Here is a 19,223-nt window from a genome sequence, read left to right on the forward strand (position 1 = left end):
GGGGGAGATTGGCAGTTTCGTCGTCCCGCCCTTCTTCCGAAGCGGGGGATTGGCGAAACCCGAAGTAACATTCGATCTCCCCCCTTGCGGGGGAGATGCCCGGCAGGGCAGAGGGGGGTATGAAGGATCTCGGCGCTCGTCCCCTTGCGCACAACCGGCTTGGCGTTTAGCAAGGCCGCGGTTCAAATTCTTTCTGGGACGGTTTCTCCATGGCAACGAAGCATCTTTTCCTGCTCCCCGGCGACGGCATCGGTCCGGAGGCCATGGCCGAGGTCAAGAAACTGATCGCGGTCATGAACGAAAAGCTCGGCAGCGGTTTTACCACCGAGGATGGGCTGGTCGGCGGCTGCGCCTATGATGCGCATGGCGCGGCGATCTCGAACGCCGACATGGAAAAGGCGATGGCGGCCGACGCGGTGCTGTTCGGCGCCGTCGGCGGTCCGAAATGGGACGCGGTGCCCTACGAGGTGCGCCCTGAGGCCGGCCTGCTGCGGCTGCGCAAGGACATGGAGCTGTTTGCCAATCTTCGCCCGGCCATCTGCTATCCGGCGCTGGCGGCGTCCTCCTCGCTCAAGCAGGAGGTGGTCGAGGGTCTCGACATCCTCATCGTGCGCGAGCTGACCGGCGGCGTCTATTTCGGCGAGCCCAAGCAGATCATCGATCTCGGCAACGGCCAGAAGCGCGGCATCGACACGCAGGTCTACGACACGTTCGAGATCGAGCGCATTTCCGGCGTCGCCTTCGAGCTCGCGCGGACACGTCGCAATCATGTCACCTCGATGGAAAAGCGCAATGTGATGAAGTCGGGCGTGCTGTGGAACGAGGTCGTCACCCAGACCCACAAGGCGCGCTATTCCGACGTCAAGCTCGACCACATGCTGGCCGATGCCGGCGGCATGCAGTTGGTGCGCTGGCCAAAACAGTTCGACGTCATCGTCACCGACAATCTGTTCGGCGACATGCTGTCCGACATCGCCGCCATGCTGACCGGCTCGATCGGCATGCTGCCGTCTGCCTCGCTCGGCGCGCCTGACGTGAAGACCAAGAAGCGCAAGGCGCTCTACGAGCCGGTGCACGGCTCGGCGCCCGACATCGCCGGCAAGGGCATCGCCAACCCGATCGCCATGATCGCGTCCTTCGCCATGTGCCTGCGCTATTCCTTCGGCATGGTCGATGAAGCCGACCGTGTCGAAGGCGCGATCGCCGCCGTGCTCGACGCAGGCCTGCGCACCAAGGATATTTTCTCCCCCGGCATGACCGAGGTCGGCACCGTTGAGATGGGCGACGCGATCATCGCCAGGTTCCTGGGCTGATCCCCATGGCGGTCGACGTCCGCTGGGCGACGATCGAGGACGCCGCGGCACTCGCGGCCATACTGTGCGAGATGGCGGAGCATTACCGGCAGCCGCCTCTCGATGCCGACCGGGCCCTGTCTGTTGCACGGAAATGGCTTGGCGAGGAAAGCCCAGCCTATCCGCATTTCGCGCTCGCCTTCGTCGACGGCGAGGTCAGCGGCCTGGCGTCGGTGGCGATCGCGCATCCTGGTATCGATCTTGAGCGGCTGCTGTTCCTCAAGGACCTGTTCGTGCGCGACAACATCCGCAACGCCGGCGTCGGCCGGGCAATGATCGGCTTTCTCGCCGATCATTGCCTCAGCCACGGCATTGGCCGTATCGACCTGACCACCGAAGATCGGAACGAGGGCGCGCTGCGTTTTTACGCGCGGCTTGGCGCCGAACGCCACGGCCAGAAGGTCTTTCTCAGGCTTTCGGGCAAGGCGCTGAAGGCGGTTAAACCCTGACGCCTGCCGGCACGGCCCCCCAGGGGTTTTCGCCAACCTGAGACGGCATAAGCCCGAAGACCAGCAAGGCCACGCCGCCGATGGCTGGGATGAAACAGAGCAAGACAAACCAGCCGTTCAGGCCAAGGTCGTGCACACGCCGCACGACGAGCGCGATCCATGGCACGGTGAATGCCAAGGCGAAAACAAGGGCGGGTACGAACCCTATCGACGTCCTGCCGGCGTTGGCGCCGAAGCCGTTGACAGCCAGATTGATCAGTATCCCGAAGCCAAAAAGGGCGGCCAGAACAATGGTATAGCATAGCCAAAAGCCCCAGAATTCCTTGCGGCGGGCGCGCCCGTTGAAGTTGACATAGTTCACACTCACCGCGCGCCGGAAGTAAGCCCACAGTCCTGTGGAAACCGCAGGCCGGTTTTCGGCAGGACGGCCAGGCTGCCGCGGCTGACCGGTGCCTGGCGACGGTGCGGTTGAGGCCACGGCGACTATATAGTGCGCCGTGCCGTCGTCCGGCTGGAACTCGACGAGAGCGCCTCTGACGAGAGCCACTCCCTGATTCAGATCATTACGGGTAAAGATATAACGCTTGCCGTCGATCCCATTGATGTAGCCGTAATCCTGATCCTCGTCGTAATGAAATACCGCACCGCGCATGCCCTGCCCCATCCATGCTTGTGATAGCAAAATACTACCCAAGGTTGTCTATGATTGCAAGATGCACGCTAAACTATATTTTGACTCCCGCCGGCACCGGTCCCCACTGGTTTTCCCTGGCCTGCGTCGGGATCAGCGCGAAGACCAGGATGATCAGGCTGCCGATGGTCGGGATCAGGATCAGCAGGCAGAGCCAGCCCGACAGGCCGATGTCGTGCAGCCGGCGCACGATCATGCCGAGGCTGGGAAGAACGGTCGCCAGCAGGAACGTGCCGCACAGCCCAACCGTCACCGCTCCCGAGACCTCGCTGTCGAAACCACCCATATCCATATCGGTGAACAGGCCGATGCCGCCGATGATCAGCAGGCAAACCGTCCAGAACAGGCAGTAGCCCCAATATTCCTTGCGGCGGGCGCGGCCGGCGAAATTGAAATAGTTTTGCGTCACGCCACGCCAGAAATAGCCCCAGAGATCACTGGGCTCGGCGGTCTCGGAAGACCGACCGAAATGCTGCGCGGGAGGCGCCGCTGCAGGCGGAACGCCGGCCTGGGCAGGTGCGGCGTTGATGCCGGGGTCGGCGGCGGCCGCAGCGGCAGTCGGGGCGGCGATCGAAAAGACGTCGCGCGCCTGGCCACCGCCCGGCTGGAACTCGACGGCCGCGCCGTTGGGCATGGCGGTTTCCCGGCGCAGGTTCTCGCGGGTGAAAGTGTAGCGGTTGCCGTCGGCTCCGGTGATGAAGCCAAAACCCTGATCCTCGTCGTAATGAAGCACTTCGCCGCGCATTTGCCATCCCCCTCTCGCCACGTCCCGGTCAAGATGTGGCACAGGGCCGAGCCGATGGGCAATACCGGGCGGCATGGCTACCGTCTTGGCGGCAAATGAAGCATAAGGCATCAAGTGCAACCGCCTTCGCCAGAAGCAGACAATGACAGTCGAGAGTCCTGACACCAGAACTGTGATTGACGATGCAGGGGAAAGAAAGCCTCCGAGGCTGGCCATCGACGCCACCGGCCTGATGCTCTGGCCACCCGGCGAGGGCCTGGCCGGCATCCCACGGGTAGAGAGCTTTCTCATCAACGCGGCGTTGGCGGATCCCGACCCATGCGTGGAGGTGGTGGCGTTCAGAGCCGATGAAGGCCGGTTCCGCCCACTTGCCCCCTACGAGCTGGACCATGTCGCGGCGGGCGAGATTTCACGGCATCATGTCCTGAGGTGGCCGGGGAGACGCACGGCGCTGTCGCAGGCTTTCGAGGCAGCGAGGCAGCAGCCATGGGGCAAGCGCGACGCTGACCGACATCTCGCCAAGACGGTGACCAATGGCCGCAAAGGCATTGCCTATCAGGCGACGAAGCTGCTGATCCGTGCCTATCGTCTGTACCAGCGGGCGAGGATCCGGTCGGGCTTGCGCCGGGATGTTCCAAGCCAACCGGCCGAGACCGAACGCGGCCTTGTGCTGATCAGCCATCACATCCTGACCCAGGAAGACCGGTCCGCCGTCTCAAGGCGCGCCGGGGACCTTGCCTTCCTTTGCCACGATCTTATCCCGACACTACGCCCCGACCTGCTCGGTGCAGGCCCTCGCGAGACCCGCTTCGGGTCCTATCTCGAGCACCTCGTGCGCTCCGGCGCTCCGGCGTTTTGTGCCTCCGACGAAGTTGGTGCGACGCTGACCGATCATATGCGCAAGGCAGGCGTCGTGCAGCCGGTGGTATACCGGTTTCCGATGCCCTCCATCCTGCATGCAAACGCATCGCGCGCTGGCACGACCTCGCGCATCGAGACCGGCGAGCCGTTCGTGCTCTATTGCTCGACCATCGAAGTGCGCAAGAACCACATCCTGCTGGCGCGGATCTGGCAGCAGGCGCTTGACGAGGGTGTCAAGCTGCCGAGGCTCGTCTGCGCCGGGCGCTGGGGTTGGATGATCGATCCGCTGCGGGCTTATTTGAAGGCGCATCCCGAGCTCCTCCAGTCGGTCACATTCACCGGGCTGGTCAGCGACGAGGAGCTCATCCGATACTATCGCAGCGCCTCTTTCGGCGTCTTTCCCTCGCATATCGAGGGCTGGGGCTACGGCGCCTCGGAATGCCTCGATTTCGGGGTTCCGGTCATCGTCTCGACAGCGCCGTCGCTGATCGAGGCGACCGGCGGCATGATGCCGGCGATCGATTCGCAGGACCAGCAAGGCTGGTATAAGGCGATCCGCAGGATGGCGGAGGACCATGCGTGGCGATCCTCGCTGGTCGAGCGCATCGCAGAGAAGCATCGGCCAACGCCGGCGGGGGCAAGCTGGGCCGCCATCAAGGCAGGCCTGCAGGCCAGCGCGTCGGGCCGATCAAGGTTTTAGGCGGGCCGCTTCTTCGCCTTCTTGTGCTTGGGCGCGCCGGTGGTGTCGAATTTCGGCTTGCCCGGCTTCGCCCAAGGCTTTGCCTCATGCGCGGCTGCCGGGCGCTGATCGGCTGATGCCGGTGCACGCTTCTCGAATTTGCGCTTCGGCGCGTTGGGGTCGAACGGCGCCTTGCCGCGATGCGGCTTCTTGTCGGGGCTTGGCGGCTGATAGCCGGCGCGCGACAGATCGGGCGTGCCGTCCAGCCGCTTCACCAGGATGTTGCCTTGCAGCTTGCGGTCGGGACCGATGGCGGCCAGGAAGCGGTCGGCCCAGTCCGCCGCGATCTGCACGTAGGTCTCTTCCGGCTGCATCTTGATGGCGCCGATCTCGCGCTTGCTGATGCTGCCGGTGCGGCACAGCATCGGGATCAGCCAGCGCGGCTCGGCATTCTGCCGGCGCCCGATCGACAGCGAGAACCAGACGCTGTCGCCGAAATCGTCGCGGCGGCTGGGTGCTGCCTCGTCGCGGCGCGCGAAATTTTCGCCCGCCGGTCTTTCACGCGACGGCGTAAAGGGCGCGATTTCCATGAGGTCCTCGGGCGCCGAGCGGCTGGCCCGGCACTGGCGCACGAAGGCGGCGGCCACCTGTTCGGCCCCATGCCTGGCGAGCAGCGCGTCGATGAAACCGCGCTCGTCCTCCTTCACCGGCTCGTCGAAAGCCGGATCGGCAAGGATGCGCTCGTCGTCGCGGCGGATCACGTCGTCGGCCGAGGGCGGGCTCGCCCATGTCGCCTTGAGGCCGGCGTTCTGCAGCAGCCGCTCGGTGCGCTTGCGGGCGCTGTTGGGCACAATCAGCGCGCTGACGCCCTTGCGCCCGGCGCGTCCGGTGCGGCCGCTGCGGTGCAGCAGCGTTTCCGGATTGGTCGGTAAATCGGCGTGGATGACCAGTTCGAGGTTGGGCAGGTCGATGCCGCGCGCCGCCACATCGGTGGCGATGCAGACCTTGGCGCGGCCGTCGCGCATCGCCTGCAAGGCATGGCTGCGTTCGTTCTGGCTGAGTTCGCCGGAGAGTGCGACAACGGAGAAGTTGCGGTTGTTGAAGCGCGCGGTCAGATGGTTGACGGCGGCACGCGTGTTGCAGAACACCAGCGCGTTCTTGGCCTCGTAATAGCGCAGTACGTTGATGATGGCGTTTTCCCGGTCGGGCTGGGCAACGCTCAACGCCCGGTATTCGATGTCGAGATGCTGCTTTTCCTCGCCGGCCGCCGAAATGCGCACGGCATTGCGCTGGTAGCCTTGGGCGAGCGTTGCGATGGAACGCGGCACCGTGGCCGAGAACATCAGCGTGCGGCGCTCGGCCGGGGCAGCGTCGAGGATGAATTCGAGGTCCTCGCGAAAGCCGAGATCGAGCATCTCGTCGGCCTCGTCCAGCACCACCGCCTTGAGCGCCGACATGTCGAGCGAATGCCGGGTGATGTGGTCGCGCAGCCGGCCGGGTGTGCCGACGACGATATGAGCGCCGCGCTCCAGCACACGCCGCTCAGAGCGCATGTCCATGCCGCCGACGCAGGACGCCACGGTGGCGCCGGTCAGCTCGTAGAGCCATTCCAGTTCGCGCGTCACCTGCAACGCCAGTTCGCGCGTCGGCGCCACCGCCAGCGCCAGCGGTGCCGCGGCGTGGCCAAAGCGCTCTGCACCTTCGAGCAGGGTTGGCGCCAGAGCGAGGCCGAAGGCCACCGTCTTGCCGGAGCCGGTCTGTGCCGAAACCAGTGCATCGGCCTCACCGAGTTCGGGCGCCACAACCGCCTTCTGTACGGGCGTCAGCTCGGAATAGCCGCGTTTTTCCAGCGCCCTGGCGAGCGCTGGAACAAGTGCTTCGAAGTTGGACATCTCACTCTTTCGGAATTCGGATTCTTTTATGCCCGGCAATGGGTCACCCGTCGGCGAGCGCCACCTGACAGCGCAACGAGCCGAACGATCTTGCCGTTCGTACTTCGCGCAGCCGCCATTGTACAGGGTGTGCGGGAAACCGGGCGTCGCTCGGCAATTGACTCTTGACGCAAACCGCGTAAAAGCCGGCACCGAACAGGACAGTTTCGATGCGCGGCCTTTTGATGGCGGTTCTTGCATTCGATTTCCCTGGCCACAATGCACATCATTGGGCCGGGCGCGTCGGCGCGTCTCCTCGTTCCAGCAAAACTATGGCCAAAACCACCACCAAAACGGTGTGATTCCCTTGGCCTAACCACCCTCTCCCGGGTTCGGCCCGGGGGACGGAACCCGCATCGGCCAGCGGGTTTCTCCAAAAAACCAAGCGGAGAGGGACAGGAGATTTTTCGATGAGTTTCAAGGTTGCAGTCGTCGGTGCCACGGGCAATGTGGGCCGGGAAATGCTCAACATACTGGAAGAGCGCGGCTTTCCGGTGAGCGAAGTCGTGGCGCTGGCCTCACGGCGCAGCCAGGGCACGGAAGTGTCGTTCGGCGACCGCACGCTGAAGGTCAGGACGCTCGACCAATATGATTTTTCCGACACCGACATCTGCATCATGTCGGCTGGCGGCAACGTCTCCAAGGAATGGTCGCCGAAGATCGGCAAGCAGGGCTGCGTCGTCATCGATAATTCGTCGGCCTTCCGCTACGACCAGGACGTGCCGCTAATCGTGCCGGAAGTGAACCCGGACGCGATCTCGCTGTTCACGCGCAAGAACATCATCGCCAATCCGAACTGCTCGACGGCGCAGCTGGTGGTGGCATTGAAGCCGCTGCACGACTTCGCCACCATCAAGCGCGTCGTCGTCGCCACCTACCAGTCGGTGTCGGGCGCCGGCAAGGAAGGCATGGACGAACTGTTCACGCAGACGCGCGCGGTGTTCGTCGCCGACTCGGTCGACGTCAAGAAGTTCACCAAGCGCATTGCTTTCAACGTCATCCCGCACATCGACGTCTTCCTCGACGACGGCTCCACCAAGGAAGAGTGGAAGATGGTCGCCGAGACCAAGAAGATGCTCGATCCCAAGATCAAGCTGACGGCGACCTGCGTGCGCGTGCCGGTGTTCATCGGCCATTCGGAAGCGGTCAACATCGAATTCGAAAAGCCGATCACCGCCGACGAGGCGCGCGATATCCTGCGCGAGGCGCCGGGCTGCCAGGTCTTGGACAAGCGCGAGGACGGCGGCTACATCACGCCGCTGGAATCGGCAGGCGAGGACGCCACCTTCATCTCGCGCATCCGCGAGGATTCGACCATCGACAACGGCCTGTCGATGTGGATCGTCTCCGACAATCTGCGCAAGGGCGCGGCGCTGAACGCGGTGCAGATCGCCGAGCTGCTGGTCGAGCGCGGCCTGATCCAGCCGAAGAAGAAGGCGGCTTAGTTTTCGCTCACGGGCCGTATCGCCGCTGCCGCGGCGGGCCCTCCGCGGGGGCGCCGGACGACCGGCGGCCCGCGGTCGCGGGCTCGGCCTTCGGCCGGGGCGTTTCTTCCTTCTCCCCTTGTGGGAGAAGGTGGATCGGCGCGTAGCGCCGAGACGGATGAGGGGTGTTCCAGCGGAGTGAGACGTTGCCGGCCCTTTTCATGACTAGCACTCAGCCCGTAGATATCATCCTGCGCCCGGCCACAGATTCTGACGCCGCTGCCATCGCCCGGCTCATGCGGGCAGCGCTTGGCTCATTCGACTGGATGCCGGTCATCCATACACCGGCCGAAGACCTCGCCTTCATCCGCGATATCGTGCTGCCACGCCAGCAGGTGACGGTCGCCGAGGCCGGCAGGGCTATTGTCGGCTTCATTGCCGTCAGCGGCGAATGGGTGGAGCAGCTCTATCTCGATCCGGCCTGGACGGGACAAGGCATCGGCAGCCGATTGCTTGCCGAGGCTACTGCCGGGATGCCGCCAATCAAGCTGTATTGCTTCCAGGCCAACAACGGCGCGCGCCGGTTCTACGAACGTCACGGCTTTCGCGCCGAGTCGTTCGGCGACGGCACCACCAACGAGGAAGGCCTGCCGGACATTCTGTATGTCCACAGGCGCTGATCGTAGGCTTTACTTCGGATCGAGCAAGGCATCGAGATGATCGCTCTCTGATGACATGCTGCCGCTTGCGATTGCCTCGATGTCCTCGCGCTGTAAATCCCTGGTCGCGAATGATTGCCTAGCCAGTCCCCGCAACAGCTCCAGCGCTTCCTCCGCCCGCTCCGCCGGCACGAACAGATGGTCGTGGTAGAAGGCCGAGACCGGATTGACGCCCATGCCGGCGGCGGCCAGGCGCGTGGTAATAGTGGCGAGGAAGCCGACGGCTTCCAGCGACGAATGGATGTTCAGCGTCACCATTCGGCAGCGGAAGGAAGCCGTCAGTGCAGCTGCGCTGGCCGCCTCCTCGGTCAGGATCAGCGTCACGCCCTCGCGCTCGCGAAACACCATCACCGGTTCGAGGCCTTCCGGCTGAGCGAGGCCAGGCGCCAGCGTGGCGAAGACATAGGTGCCGGCGAGCAGTTCCGGCGTCATCGATGCCAGCAGTGTCTTCAGATCGGTCTCGCCAGTCATGCCGTCTCTCTCTCGATCGATGCGGGTCGCGCGCTGCCGCATGCCATCAATATCCGCCACCGACGAACCTTGATAGTGCGCGCCGGCGCACGCTGTACAGACGACATGGCGATGTCGCTGGCGGCTGGGCTTGCGGACCTGTTGCGTCGCACAATAAAGCAGCTGAGGACCAGCGCCGGTCCGCGAAAGGCCTTTGATGATCGTCCGCCCGCGCCCACGCCTTCTGCACCTGTTCTTCATCATGCGCGGCTCGGTGGTGCCGCGCATCCTGCCGCAGATCCTTGGCTTTGCAGCCTATGGCGCGCTGGTGGTGGTGGTCGTGCGGGCGCTGAAGCTCGACTTCGGCAATGCCGGCACAGCGCCGTTCGCGCTGCTCGGGGTGGCATTGTCGATTTATCTCGGCTTCCGCAACAACGCCGCCTACGACCGCTGGTGGGAGGCGCGCAAACTGTGGGGCCAGCTCGTCTTCGACATCCGCAACCTGGCGCGTGCCTCCGCCGGGCTGGTCGACGACCGGACGGAATTGCGCGGCCTTCTGATGGAAGCGATCGCCTTTTGCCACTTTTTGCGCGGTCTGCTCAGACGGGTCGACGCGGCGCCGCAAGCCCGCGCTTTCATCGGTGCCGAAACCGAGATCGTCGCCAAGGCAGCCAACGCACCCGACGCGATGGTGCGCGGCATGGGCCGCCGCATCGCCGCGCTGCGCAAGGCCGGCGCGATCGATACGATCGGCTACCGCATCCTCGACGAGCGCCTGTCGGAAATCGCCGCCGCGCAGGCCGGATGCGAGCGCATCATGGGAACACCCCTGCCGTTCGCCTATACGCTGCTTCTGCAGCGCACCGCCTATATCTTCTGCCTGCTCCTGCCCTTCGGGCTGGTCTCCGCCGCCGGCTGGGCGACGCCGCTGTTCACGGCGCTGATCGCCTACACCTTCTTCGGCCTCGACGCGCTGTCGGAAGAACTCGAGGACCCGTTCGGCACCGAGGCCAACGACCTCGCCCTCGACGGCCTCTGCCGCGTCTGCGAGATCTCGGTGTTCGAGGCGCTGGGCGAAACGCCGCCGAAAATGCTGCCGGCGGAGAAGTTTTACTTTTCGTAGGTGTTGGATAGGGATGGCTCTGTCTTCGGAGATTGGCCGACACGGCCCTCTCTTCGTCATCCACGGGCGGAGCAGGAGCGAAGCGACGTCGCGGAGACCCGAGGATCCATGCCGCGACACTCATGATACATGAAAGCAGATCGGAATTGAGGGTCCGGCGAATAGCTAGCCATGTTCCGCACCGTTGCACTCTTCGGCTGACATCACGGCATGGAAGGCATGATTATCTCGGCGCCAAGGTTGCCTTCGCCTCATTGTAGCGCCACCGGCTCAAAAAGAATCCGCACCCTGTCGGATTTGCGCCCCACGCCGCGTCCTTGGGTCGACCCCAGCGAAAAGGGCTCGAACCATCAGGAGGGACCACCATGAGCATTTCGGAAACCGCGCCCGTATCGCCGGGCGCTTTGTGGACCGGCCGCGCGCTCAGCGGCGTCATCGTGCTGTTCATGATCTTCGACGGCGCCATCAAGCTGCCGCCGCTCGACATCGTCACCCAGACGATGGTGCCGCTCGGCTGGCCGGCCGATCCGAATGTCGCGCGCATGCTCGGCATCATCGGCCTGATCTCGACGGCGCTCTACGCCTTGCCGCGCACCGCGGTGCTCGGCGCCATCCTGCTCACCGCCTATATGGGCGGCGCCATCGCCACCAATGTCCGCGTCGACAATCCGCTGTTCTCGCACACGCTGTTCGGCGTTTATCTCGGCATCATCCTGTGGGGTGGCCTGTATCTGCGCGACCCACGCGTGCGCGCGCTGATCCCGTTCAGCCGATAGACGCACTGTTTTGACGCAATTCCGGACGGAAAACCGCTTCACACTTTTCCTGGAATTGCTTTAGGGAGAGAAAAATGTTCAGCACCATCCTCATCATCCTGCTCGTCATCATCGCCGCCGTGCTTCTCTATGCCGCGACGCGGCCGAATGATTTCGTCGTCACCCGTTCGGCTACGATCAAGGCTCCGCCGGAAGCGATCTTCCCGCTGATCAATGATTTCAGCCGTTGGCCGACATGGTCGCCTTACGAAAAGCTCGACCCGGACATGAAGCGGACGCTGTCCGGCACTGAGAGCGGCAAGGGTGCGGCCTATGCCTGGGAGGGCAATGCCAAGGCCGGCAAAGGGCGCATGGAGATCGTCAATTCGGTGCCGTCGTCGCTGGTGTCGCTGAAACTCGATTTCGAGAAGCCGTTCAGGGCCAACAACAGCGTCGACTTCACCTTGGCGCCGTCGGGCGACAACACCGCCGTCACCTGGGCGATGCGCGGCAGCCGGCCCTTCATCGCAAAGCTGATGGGCCTGTTCATGAACTTCGACACGCTGATCGGCAAGGATTTCGAGGTAGGCCTCGCCAATCTGAAGCGTCTCGGCGAAAAGTGACGTGCCTGAGCCCTATGCGGCGTGACGTCAGCTGTCCCATCCGGCAAAGCGGTTCGGGCTCAGCCACGACCTGGTGATCCGGCCGTTGTTGTTCAGCACGGCATCGACCAGCCAGCGCGCCGTGGCGGGCGCCGCATGCATGCCTATCGATCCCATCCCGCCATGCACGAATAGGCCCTCGATGCGCGTTGGCCCGGCTACCGGCAATCCGTCAGGCAGCATCGGCCGATTGCCCGGATAGACGTTCCTGATGGTGGGACCCTCGAGGCCCCGGATCATGCGCAGCGTTCGCGCCGCCATACGGCTCGCTATGTCCGTGTTGCGGACCAGGTCCCGGAACGCCGGCTGGACAGTGGCGCCAAGGCGCGCGTCGCCGCCTTTCATCGGATTGAGGCAGATGGCCTCAACCGCAATCTGGTCGTCACGCTGGCGGGCAAGATCGTCCAGACCGCGCAGGGACATGCGCTTCCCCAGCTCTTCCTGATCGGGCCATGTGAACTCTTCAACGATCCATGGAATCCTGAACCCAAGGGCGCCGAGTTGGACAAGCCATCCGCGGCCCGCAGAAAGGGGAAGGCTCGGCAGCGGATCGTCGCCAACGGTTCGGCGCAGGACGTCATTGGCCCATAGCCCGTTGGCGATGAACACCATGTCCGAGGCCAAGATCCCTTGATCCGTCAAGACGCCCTGGACCTTTCCGTTGTGCGTGTGGATCTGGGCGACACGCGTGCCGGTCTGAAACACAGCACCCGCCCGGCGCGCGGCGTGGGCGAAGGCATGGGTGGCTCCCATCGGTTCCAGGGTCCACGCGCGCTCGACGAAATAGCCACCTGCAATGTTGAACCCCAGAGCCGGGTGGTCGTTGGCCAAATCGGTCCCGATGGCCCGCTCCATGCCAACGCCGGCCTGCCGATAGCGGTGTGCGGTCGCTTCGGCTTTCTCCAAAGTCTCGTCATCCTCGGCGATCAGCAGATGCCCGATCCTTTCGAATTCAAAGGGAACAGGGCCGTCAGCCAGTTCTTCGTAGATCGCGACGCAGGCGTCCAGCATCTGGACGACCTCGGATTGGGGGCCGCTAAGCAGGGTTCCGGTGTTGCGCCCCGAAGACTCCGCCGCAATCACGTTCTGCTCGATGACGATTGTCTTGATGCCGTTGGATGCCAGTTCGTAGGCGAGGGTGCATCCGGCGATTCCGCCGCCGATAACGATCGCTTCGGTCGGCAAGTGTGCCCGGTTTCGGCGAGATGTTTTGGCCATGGAATTCGAGCGCTCCAGCGATCTTCGTATACGAGTATACCGAAATCCAACTGGCGTCCATGCTGTTCGCAAACCGAACGCGGTGCGGCGGGTGGTGCGGCGGTCGGCGCTGCTGGTGCCGGTGATCCGGTTGAAGGTGCCGTCGTTGGTGGAGCTGTTGGCGCTGTTGCCGGTGTGTTGATCGGCCATCGAGCGTGGCGAGTGCCACTACCGCGATCGTCATGGCCGCGTCTACATCGACCGCTGCCCGCGCGGCTATTGATCGGGCCGCGTTCGAAAAGTGAAGTCGACATGGCAAAACGGCGGGCCTGGGGCCCGCCGTTTTCCTGGATGCGATAGAGAAATAACTTACTCGGCGGTAGCGGCTTCGGCCTCGGCCGGTGCTGCTGCGGCGGCCGCAACAGCGGCAGCGGCGTCTTCCTGCGCCTTCTTCAGAAGGGCAGCGCGTTCCTGCGCCTTCTTGCCCGGCTCGGCCTTCTTCGGGTTGGAGCGGGCGTCGCGCTTGACGAGGCCGGCCTCGTCGAGGAAGCGCAGCACGCGGTCGGTCGGCTGGGCGCCATGCGCCAGCCAATGCTTGACGCGGTCGGCGTCGACCTTGACGCGTTCGCCGTCCTTGGGCAGCAGCGGGTTCCACGAGCCGATCGACTCGATGAACCGGCCGTCGCGCGGCGAACGGGCGTCGGCAATGACGACGTGGTAGTAAGGACGCTTCTTCGAGCCCGCACGGGCCAGTCGGATCTTCAAGGGCATTTCTTTTCTCCTAAAAATTCTAAGTTCGTTGATTGGGTTTCAGTTGGTTTTCGTCACGCCGTTGGAAGCGGCGATCTGTTCGTGGTGGCGGATCACTTCGCGGACGACGAAGTTGAGGAATTTTTCCGCGAAATCCGGGTCGAGATGGGCATCCTTCGCCAGCTGGCGAAGCCGGGCGATCTGCTGCTGCTCGCGCGCCGGGTCGGCCGGCGGCAGGCCATGCGTCGCCTTCAGCACGCCAACCGCCTTGGTGCAGCGGAAGCGCTCGGCCAGCATGTGGATGAGGGCTGCGTCGATGTTGTCGATCGAGGCGCGGTAGTCGGCCAGGATGGTGCGTGCGTCGGCCATATCTTTCTCTTCGTTCATGGCGTCCTCACTTCTTCTTGCCAAGGCCAGGCAGCCCGCCGCCGCCGAGACCGGGAAGCCCGGGGAGCTTCATGCCGCCGGGCAGACCGGGCAGGCCACCGCCACCGGGCAGGCCTTTCATGCCGCCGCCGAGACCGGCTGCCTGTGCCTGCTTCTGCAAGGCTTCGAGCTGCTTGGGGTCCATCTTCGACAGGTCCGGCATGCCGCCGCCCATCATGCCCCCCGGGCCACCCATGCCGGGCATCATGCCGCCGAGGCCCATCTTGTTGGCGAGACCGCCCATCATGCCGCGCATCAGGCCGCCGCCTTTGCCCTTGCCGCCCATCGCCTTCATCATGTCGGCCATGCCGCGATGCATCTTGAGCAGCTTGTTGATTTCGGCCGCGTCGGTGCCTGAACCGGCGGCGATGCGCTTCTTGCGCGAATGCTTCAGCACATCCGGATTGGCGCGCTCGGCCTTGGTCATCGAGGAGATGATGGCTAGCTGGCGGCCGAACATCTTGTCGTCGAGACCGGCGGCGGCCATCTGGTCCTTCATCTTGCCCATGCCGGGCATCATGCCCATGATGCCGCCCATGCCGCCCATCTTCGACATCTGCTGAAGCTGGCTGGCAAGGTCGTTCAGGTCGAACTTGCCCGACTGCATCTTCTTGGCCATCGCGGCCGCCTGTTCGGCGTCGATGTTCTCGGCGGCCTTTTCGACGAGCGAGACAATGTCGCCCATGCCGAGGATGCGGTCGGCGATGCGCTTGGGGTGGAATTCCTCCAGCCCGTCCATCTTTTCGCCGGTGCCGATCAGCTTGATCGGCTTGCCGGTGACAGCGCGCATCGAAAGCGCAGCACCGCCGCGGCCGTCGCCGTCCATGCGGGTCAGCACGAGACCGGTGATGCCGACGCGCTCGTCGAAGCTTTTGGCCAGGTTGACGGCGTCCTGGCCGGTCAGCGAATCGGCGACCAGCAGGATTTCGTGTGGGCTCGACACCTTCTTGATGTCGGCCATCTCGACCATCAGCGGCTCGTCGATATGGGTGCGGCCGGCGGTGTCGAGGATGACGACGTCATGGCCGCCGAGCTTGGCCGCCTGCACGGCGCGGCGCGCGATGTCGACCGGCGACTGCCCGTCGATGATCGGCAGCGTGGCGACCTTGACCTGTTCGCCGAGCTGGCGAAGCTGCTCTTGCGCAGCGGGGCGCCGCGTGTCGAGCGAGGCCATCAGAACCTTCTTGTTCTGACGCTCGGAAAGGCGCTTGGCGATCTTGGCCGAAGTGGTCGTCTTGCCGGAACCCTGCAGGCCGACCATCATGATGACGACCGGGGCCGGGGCATTGAGATCGATGGCGACGCCTTCGGCGCCGAGCATCTCGACCAGTTCGTCATGGACGATCTTGACGACCATCTGGCCGGGCTTGATCGACTTGACCACGGCAGCGCCGACGGCCTTCTCGCGCACCTTGTCGGTGAAGGAGCGCACCACTTCCAGCGCGACGTCTGCCTCGAGCAGCGCACGGCGCACCTCGCGCAGCGCCGCCGAGACATCAGCCTCCGACAGGGCACCGCGGCCGGTCAGGCCGTTCAGGATGGAGCCAAGGCGCTCCTGAAGCGATTCAAACATTCGTTTTCCTTTTCCCTGGCATCCGGATGGTGCCCGAGAGGTAATGCGTTCGCGCCCAGTGTCCAACCAAAAGCCCGTGCAAGCGAAAAGCCAAAAAGCACCCGGGGGCGCTCAGCGCTGCCGGGTGTTGGCCTCCAGGATCGATTTACAGCACTTCACCTCAAAGAGGTTTCGGCGTCCTGGTCGGCTTGCTCGGAGGGATACTCGTCGCGGAATTCGAGGCGTGTAGACAGGAAATCGGCCGCGGAGTCAAGACAAGGCCCATATCGGGCCGTCCCCAGGCTGCATTCAGGCCGTGCTCGACTGGTCGGGTAACTCGGCGGCAACCCTGAGCGGCGAACGCGGATGCAAAAGCAGCACAATCGTCAGCAGGCTGCAAACGATGCCGATAAAGGCGATGAGAACCGCATCATATGTCGTCCAGCCCGGGCCTTCGAGCGGCCTGGCGTTGAACAAAGCGAAGGAATTGTAGCTCTGCTGATGCGAGATCAGGAGAAACCCGGTCAGGTTGTTGCCGAAATGGGCACCCAAGGCGGCGCCGAGATTGCCGGTGGCATAGACGACAAGCGTCAGCAGCAGCGCGAAAGCGGCGATCGAGGCCAGCACGCAGGCGTTGATGGCGGGCGACGCGCCTGCACTCCAATGCAGCGACGTGAACAGCAGGGCGGGCAACAGCGCCCAGATGAACGGGCTCTTGAACCGGTTGGCCAGGCCGCGCAGCAGATAGCCGCGAAACAGCACCTCTTCCGACGAGGTCTGCAACAAAGTGAGCGCGGCGATCGGGATCAGGAACAGCAGCCAGGACGACAGGCTGATCGGGCCGCGCGCGATCTGCGGCTGCAAGAGATAGAGCAGGATCTCGGATATGAGCGAGGTGATCAGCACCGCGATCAGCCCCTTGAGGAAGCCCGACCATGAAATACGCCGGCTGTTGCCGATCAGCGCCGACAGCTTCTCGCCATGCACCCAGCGCATGGCGACCCACAGGCCGATCCAGATGCCGGCGAACGAGACGAGCGCGGTGAGAATGCCGATGGGCGATGCGAGGAACCCCTGCATTACCCCGTCTGGTGGCGGAGCCGCTGGTGCCTGCCAGGTGAAGAAAGCGTAGGTGCCGCCGAACAGCACGGCCGCGGTCGTGGCGGCCCAGAACAGGATGACGATCACCGTTCCGAGCAACAGGCGCGGCAAGGTCGTCCTGGCGTTCGGCGAGCGCCTATAGCGCTCGAAGGCGGCCGAATCGATCGTCACGCTGGCTCCTTTGCCGATGGCACAGGGCTGCATGATCTATGAGATCGGGTGCTTGCGCGCAATCACTCCCGTTCGCACCACAAGGTAATCGCTTCAAGGTTTTGAATTATCCTTTCCGGGGTTGCGCCGCCCCTCACCTGCCTGCCGGGCGCCCGGCAGGGCAATGAGGGGCGGTGCCGACGTCGACAAAAGGCGCGTCTCGGAATGCCTCTAATCGCTCATCAGCGCACGACATACATGATGCGCCGCGTCTGCGGATCGATCAGCGCCGGTTGGCCGTTCACATAGACGTAGCGGTAGTTGTAGTCCGGAATTTCGCGCAGCTCGACGGTGTCGGGCAAGGTCGCGCCGGTCACCACCTCGCCGTCAAGATAGACGGGGTCGAGGCGATGCGTGTCGACATAGGTTCTGATTTCGGGCGGAGGTGGGGGGAAGGCGTCCTCGACCGGCTCACCGGCAACGATCGCTCCGGTATAATCGGTCGAGTAGTTACCGATGTCGTCCGGCGGCGAGACGACTGCGATGCTGGAACCGTGCGGCCGCTGCGTCAGCACGACCCGGGTGCCGCTGAAATCGGCCGTCACATAGTCGGAATAGACCCAGCCCTGGCCGCCGGCCTCGGCGATGGTGCACCATTTGCTGTTTTCGATGCAGCCATTGAGCGTCGCCGACTGGCCGGCGGCGAGCACGCCGATGACCGGATATTGCGGACCAGGCCCGGCGCGGACGTTGAGATCGGTGACGGCGGAGACGGCGGTGTCGGCAAAAGCGGCACCCGACATCACGGTCAGCATTCCGGCGACCGCCGGAAACAATAGGGATTTCATGGTTTTCTCTCCGTTTTCTTGGTCCCTCGCCAGCGAAAACGGGTCAGCGGCGTATGCGTTCCCGCTAAAACGCCTGCGCCAACTCACGATTTGTTCCCTGTTCTTTCGGCAAACCGGTCAGAAGTTCGTGAACGAAGGCCAATTTCCGCGCCGTGACGTCCGAAATGACGAAGGGGTAGAGGTCGGGCAGGCCCATGCAGCGATTGATCGAATTGGAGGCTTCAGACAGCACCAGCCAGCGGGCAAGGATCTTTTCGAAAGGCTCGGGCGCGGTCGCCGGCTCCGAGGGTGCCGCCTGCAGCCCGCCGCCAGTGTCGCCCTGCGGCAAGTCGTTGGCCTCCACCGTCTCCAGCCGGCCGAGCGGAAAGTTCAGCGCATGCACCATTTCCAGCGTGTCGGTGATGTGCAGATGGTGGGCCCACGTCTCGGCCCAGTCCTCCCACGGATGCGAGGTGGCATAGGCCGAGATGTGGCCCTGCTGCCAGTCGGGCGCGGCACCATTGGCATAGTAGGCCTTCAGCGCCTGTTCGTAGTCGGCGCGATCGTCGCCGAACAGCGCGCGGAAAGCTTCCAGCCTTTGCGGATCGTCGCGGATCAGGCGGTCCCAGTAATAATGGCCGAGCTCATGGCGGAAATGACCGAGCAAGGTGCGATAGTTCTCGCCCATCTCGACGCGCCGCTTCTCGCGCTCGGCCGAGTCCGCCTCGGCGACGTTGAGCGTGATCAGGCCATTGTCGTGGCCGGTCAGGATGCGTTCGCCGCCGGGGCCGCCGCCGATCGGGTCGGCGAGGAAGTCGAAGGCCAGGCCGATCTCGTCGGCGGGGTTCTGCTTGGGCGCCACCGGCAGTCCGAAGGCCAGCAGCGAATAGATGGCGCGCTTCTTCGCCGCTTCGACGCGGATCCAGCGGCGGCGGTTGCCGTCGACGGAAAGGTTGGGGATCAGCTGGTTCAGCACGCAGGCGCGGCAAAAACCCTGTCCGGGCTCGGCCATCCAGTTGCAGGCGCATTCATCGGCATTGGTGCACTGAAAGATGCCGTCGACGCCCGCCAGCGCAAAGCGGGCGTGCTCGGGATCGTAGAGCACGAGACTCCTGCAGTTCAGGCATTGGGCGTTCTCGAAATAGATGCGGTGGCCGCAATGCGGGCAGTCGAAGAGTTTCATGTCGGTCTCAAACCTTCAGAGCCAGCATATGTGGGGCGGCACGTGCCCAACGCCAACCGCCCACCGGCGTTCCGCATTTCTTTAAGCTATTTAAGCTGGGCGAAGGAAAGGCCTGCCGCCTGCAGGGTCCTGGCGGCGGCAAGACCCGCCGAACCGGCGCCGATGATCACGACATCAACGTCTTTCATTGCGTCTC

At 64.1% G+C, this 19,223-nt stretch carries 19 protein-coding genes and 1 pseudogene; 8 read left to right on the forward strand and 12 right to left on the reverse strand.

Annotated elements, in window-relative coordinates:
- The first annotated feature begins 209 nt into the window (after positions 1-209).
- Positions 210-1,313: a 3-isopropylmalate dehydrogenase gene (gene leuB / locus FCU66_RS33430; RefSeq protein WP_136622083.1), complete on the forward strand. Its 1,104-nt coding sequence runs from the start codon at positions 210-212 to the stop codon at positions 1,311-1,313.
- Between the two features lie 5 nt (positions 1,314-1,318).
- A complete protein-coding gene (locus FCU66_RS33435; protein WP_136622084.1) occupies positions 1,319-1,801 on the forward strand; it encodes a GNAT family N-acetyltransferase in 483 nt (160 codons plus the stop codon).
- Here FCU66_RS33435 and FCU66_RS33440 read toward each other — a convergent pair.
- Together FCU66_RS33440 and FCU66_RS33445 are read right to left on the reverse strand one after the other, a co-directional pair.
- A complete protein-coding gene (locus FCU66_RS33440; protein WP_136622085.1) occupies positions 1,791-2,453 on the reverse strand; it encodes a DUF805 domain-containing protein in 663 nt (220 codons plus the stop codon). The genes FCU66_RS33435 and FCU66_RS33440 overlap by 11 nt on opposite strands.
- Positions 2,454-2,526: 73 nt before the next feature.
- Positions 2,527-3,237, reverse strand: coding sequence for a DUF805 domain-containing protein (locus FCU66_RS33445; protein ID WP_136622086.1), 711 nt, complete (start codon positions 3,235-3,237; stop codon positions 2,527-2,529).
- A 142-nt stretch (positions 3,238-3,379) separates the two neighbouring features.
- Here FCU66_RS33445 and FCU66_RS33450 point away from each other — a divergent pair, with 142 nt between their 5' ends.
- Positions 3,380-4,798, forward strand: coding sequence for a glycosyltransferase (locus FCU66_RS33450; RefSeq protein WP_136622087.1), 1,419 nt, complete (start codon positions 3,380-3,382; stop codon positions 4,796-4,798).
- Here FCU66_RS33450 and FCU66_RS33455 read toward each other — a convergent pair.
- Entirely contained in the window at positions 4,795-6,669 is a 1,875-nt protein-coding gene (locus tag FCU66_RS33455; RefSeq protein WP_136622088.1) for a DEAD/DEAH box helicase, read from the reverse strand. The genes FCU66_RS33450 and FCU66_RS33455 overlap by 4 nt on opposite strands.
- Before the next feature lie 449 nt (positions 6,670-7,118).
- On the opposite strand from FCU66_RS33455, the gene FCU66_RS33460 reads away from it, so the two are divergent.
- Together FCU66_RS33460 and FCU66_RS33465 are read left to right on the forward strand one after the other, a co-directional pair.
- Positions 7,119-8,153, forward strand: a complete 1,035-nt coding sequence (locus FCU66_RS33460; RefSeq protein WP_136622089.1) for an aspartate-semialdehyde dehydrogenase — start codon at positions 7,119-7,121, stop codon at positions 8,151-8,153.
- 200 nt (positions 8,154-8,353) lie between these two features.
- Complete coding sequence (locus FCU66_RS33465) at positions 8,354-8,812, forward strand: GNAT family N-acetyltransferase (RefSeq protein ID WP_136622090.1); 459 nt, start codon at positions 8,354-8,356, stop codon at positions 8,810-8,812.
- 111 nt (positions 8,813-8,923) lie between these two features.
- Here FCU66_RS33465 and FCU66_RS33470 read toward each other — a convergent pair.
- Positions 8,924-9,322, reverse strand: a pseudogene (locus FCU66_RS33470) (ACT domain-containing protein); the annotation flags it as partial.
- Positions 9,323-9,518: 196 nt separating this feature from the next.
- Here FCU66_RS33470 and FCU66_RS33475 point away from each other — a divergent pair.
- The 3 genes from FCU66_RS33475 to FCU66_RS33485 all read left to right on the forward strand — a co-directional run bounded on the left by FCU66_RS33475 (position 9,519) and on the right by FCU66_RS33485 (position 11,802).
- Positions 9,519-10,424 (forward strand): bestrophin family protein, encoded by a 906-nt coding sequence (locus tag FCU66_RS33475; RefSeq protein WP_136622091.1) that lies wholly within the window; start codon positions 9,519-9,521, stop codon positions 10,422-10,424.
- A 365-nt stretch (positions 10,425-10,789) separates the two neighbouring features.
- Positions 10,790-11,200: a DoxX family protein gene (locus FCU66_RS33480; RefSeq protein ID WP_136622092.1), complete on the forward strand. Its 411-nt coding sequence runs from the start codon at positions 10,790-10,792 to the stop codon at positions 11,198-11,200.
- A 74-nt stretch (positions 11,201-11,274) separates the two neighbouring features.
- Positions 11,275-11,802, forward strand: coding sequence for an SRPBCC family protein (locus FCU66_RS33485; RefSeq protein ID WP_136622093.1), 528 nt, complete (start codon positions 11,275-11,277; stop codon positions 11,800-11,802).
- Between the two features lie 27 nt (positions 11,803-11,829).
- On the opposite strand, the gene FCU66_RS33490 is transcribed toward FCU66_RS33485, so the two are convergent.
- From FCU66_RS33490 to FCU66_RS33530, 8 genes are all read right to left on the reverse strand, one after another.
- Positions 11,830-13,248 carry an NAD(P)/FAD-dependent oxidoreductase gene (locus FCU66_RS33490; RefSeq protein ID WP_425462881.1) on the reverse strand — a complete coding sequence of 473 codons (1,419 nt, stop codon included), beginning with the start codon at positions 13,246-13,248 and terminating at the stop codon, positions 11,830-11,832.
- Positions 13,249-13,407: 159 nt separating this feature from the next.
- Positions 13,408-13,809, reverse strand: coding sequence for a 30S ribosomal protein S16 (rpsP, locus tag FCU66_RS33500; protein WP_013528800.1), 402 nt, complete (start codon positions 13,807-13,809; stop codon positions 13,408-13,410).
- A 39-nt stretch (positions 13,810-13,848) separates the two neighbouring features.
- Positions 13,849-14,175 (reverse strand): chorismate mutase, encoded by a 327-nt coding sequence (locus FCU66_RS33505; RefSeq protein WP_056585656.1) that lies wholly within the window; start codon positions 14,173-14,175, stop codon positions 13,849-13,851.
- A gap of 7 nt (positions 14,176-14,182) precedes the next feature.
- Complete coding sequence (ffh, locus tag FCU66_RS33510; protein WP_136622095.1) at positions 14,183-15,787, reverse strand: signal recognition particle protein; 1,605 nt, start codon at positions 15,785-15,787, stop codon at positions 14,183-14,185.
- A 288-nt stretch (positions 15,788-16,075) separates the two neighbouring features.
- Positions 16,076-17,038 carry a CPBP family intramembrane glutamic endopeptidase gene (locus FCU66_RS33515; RefSeq protein ID WP_136622096.1) on the reverse strand — a complete coding sequence of 321 codons (963 nt, stop codon included), beginning with the start codon at positions 17,036-17,038 and terminating at the stop codon, positions 16,076-16,078.
- Positions 17,039-17,259: 221 nt separating this feature from the next.
- Positions 17,260-17,865, reverse strand: a complete 606-nt coding sequence (locus FCU66_RS33520) for a DUF1236 domain-containing protein (protein WP_056585661.1) — start codon at positions 17,863-17,865, stop codon at positions 17,260-17,262.
- A 64-nt stretch (positions 17,866-17,929) separates the two neighbouring features.
- Complete coding sequence (locus FCU66_RS33525) at positions 17,930-19,027, reverse strand: zinc-binding metallopeptidase family protein (RefSeq protein ID WP_136622097.1); 1,098 nt, start codon at positions 19,025-19,027, stop codon at positions 17,930-17,932.
- An 86-nt stretch (positions 19,028-19,113) separates the two neighbouring features.
- A complete protein-coding gene (locus FCU66_RS33530) occupies positions 19,114-19,215 on the reverse strand; it encodes an FAD-binding protein (protein WP_281285574.1) in 102 nt (33 codons plus the stop codon).
- Positions 19,216-19,223: the final 8 nt, after the last annotated feature.

The organism is Mesorhizobium norvegicum (assembly GCF_004919685.1).
GTDB classification, from domain to species: Bacteria; Pseudomonadota; Alphaproteobacteria; order Rhizobiales; family Rhizobiaceae; genus Mesorhizobium; species Mesorhizobium norvegicum.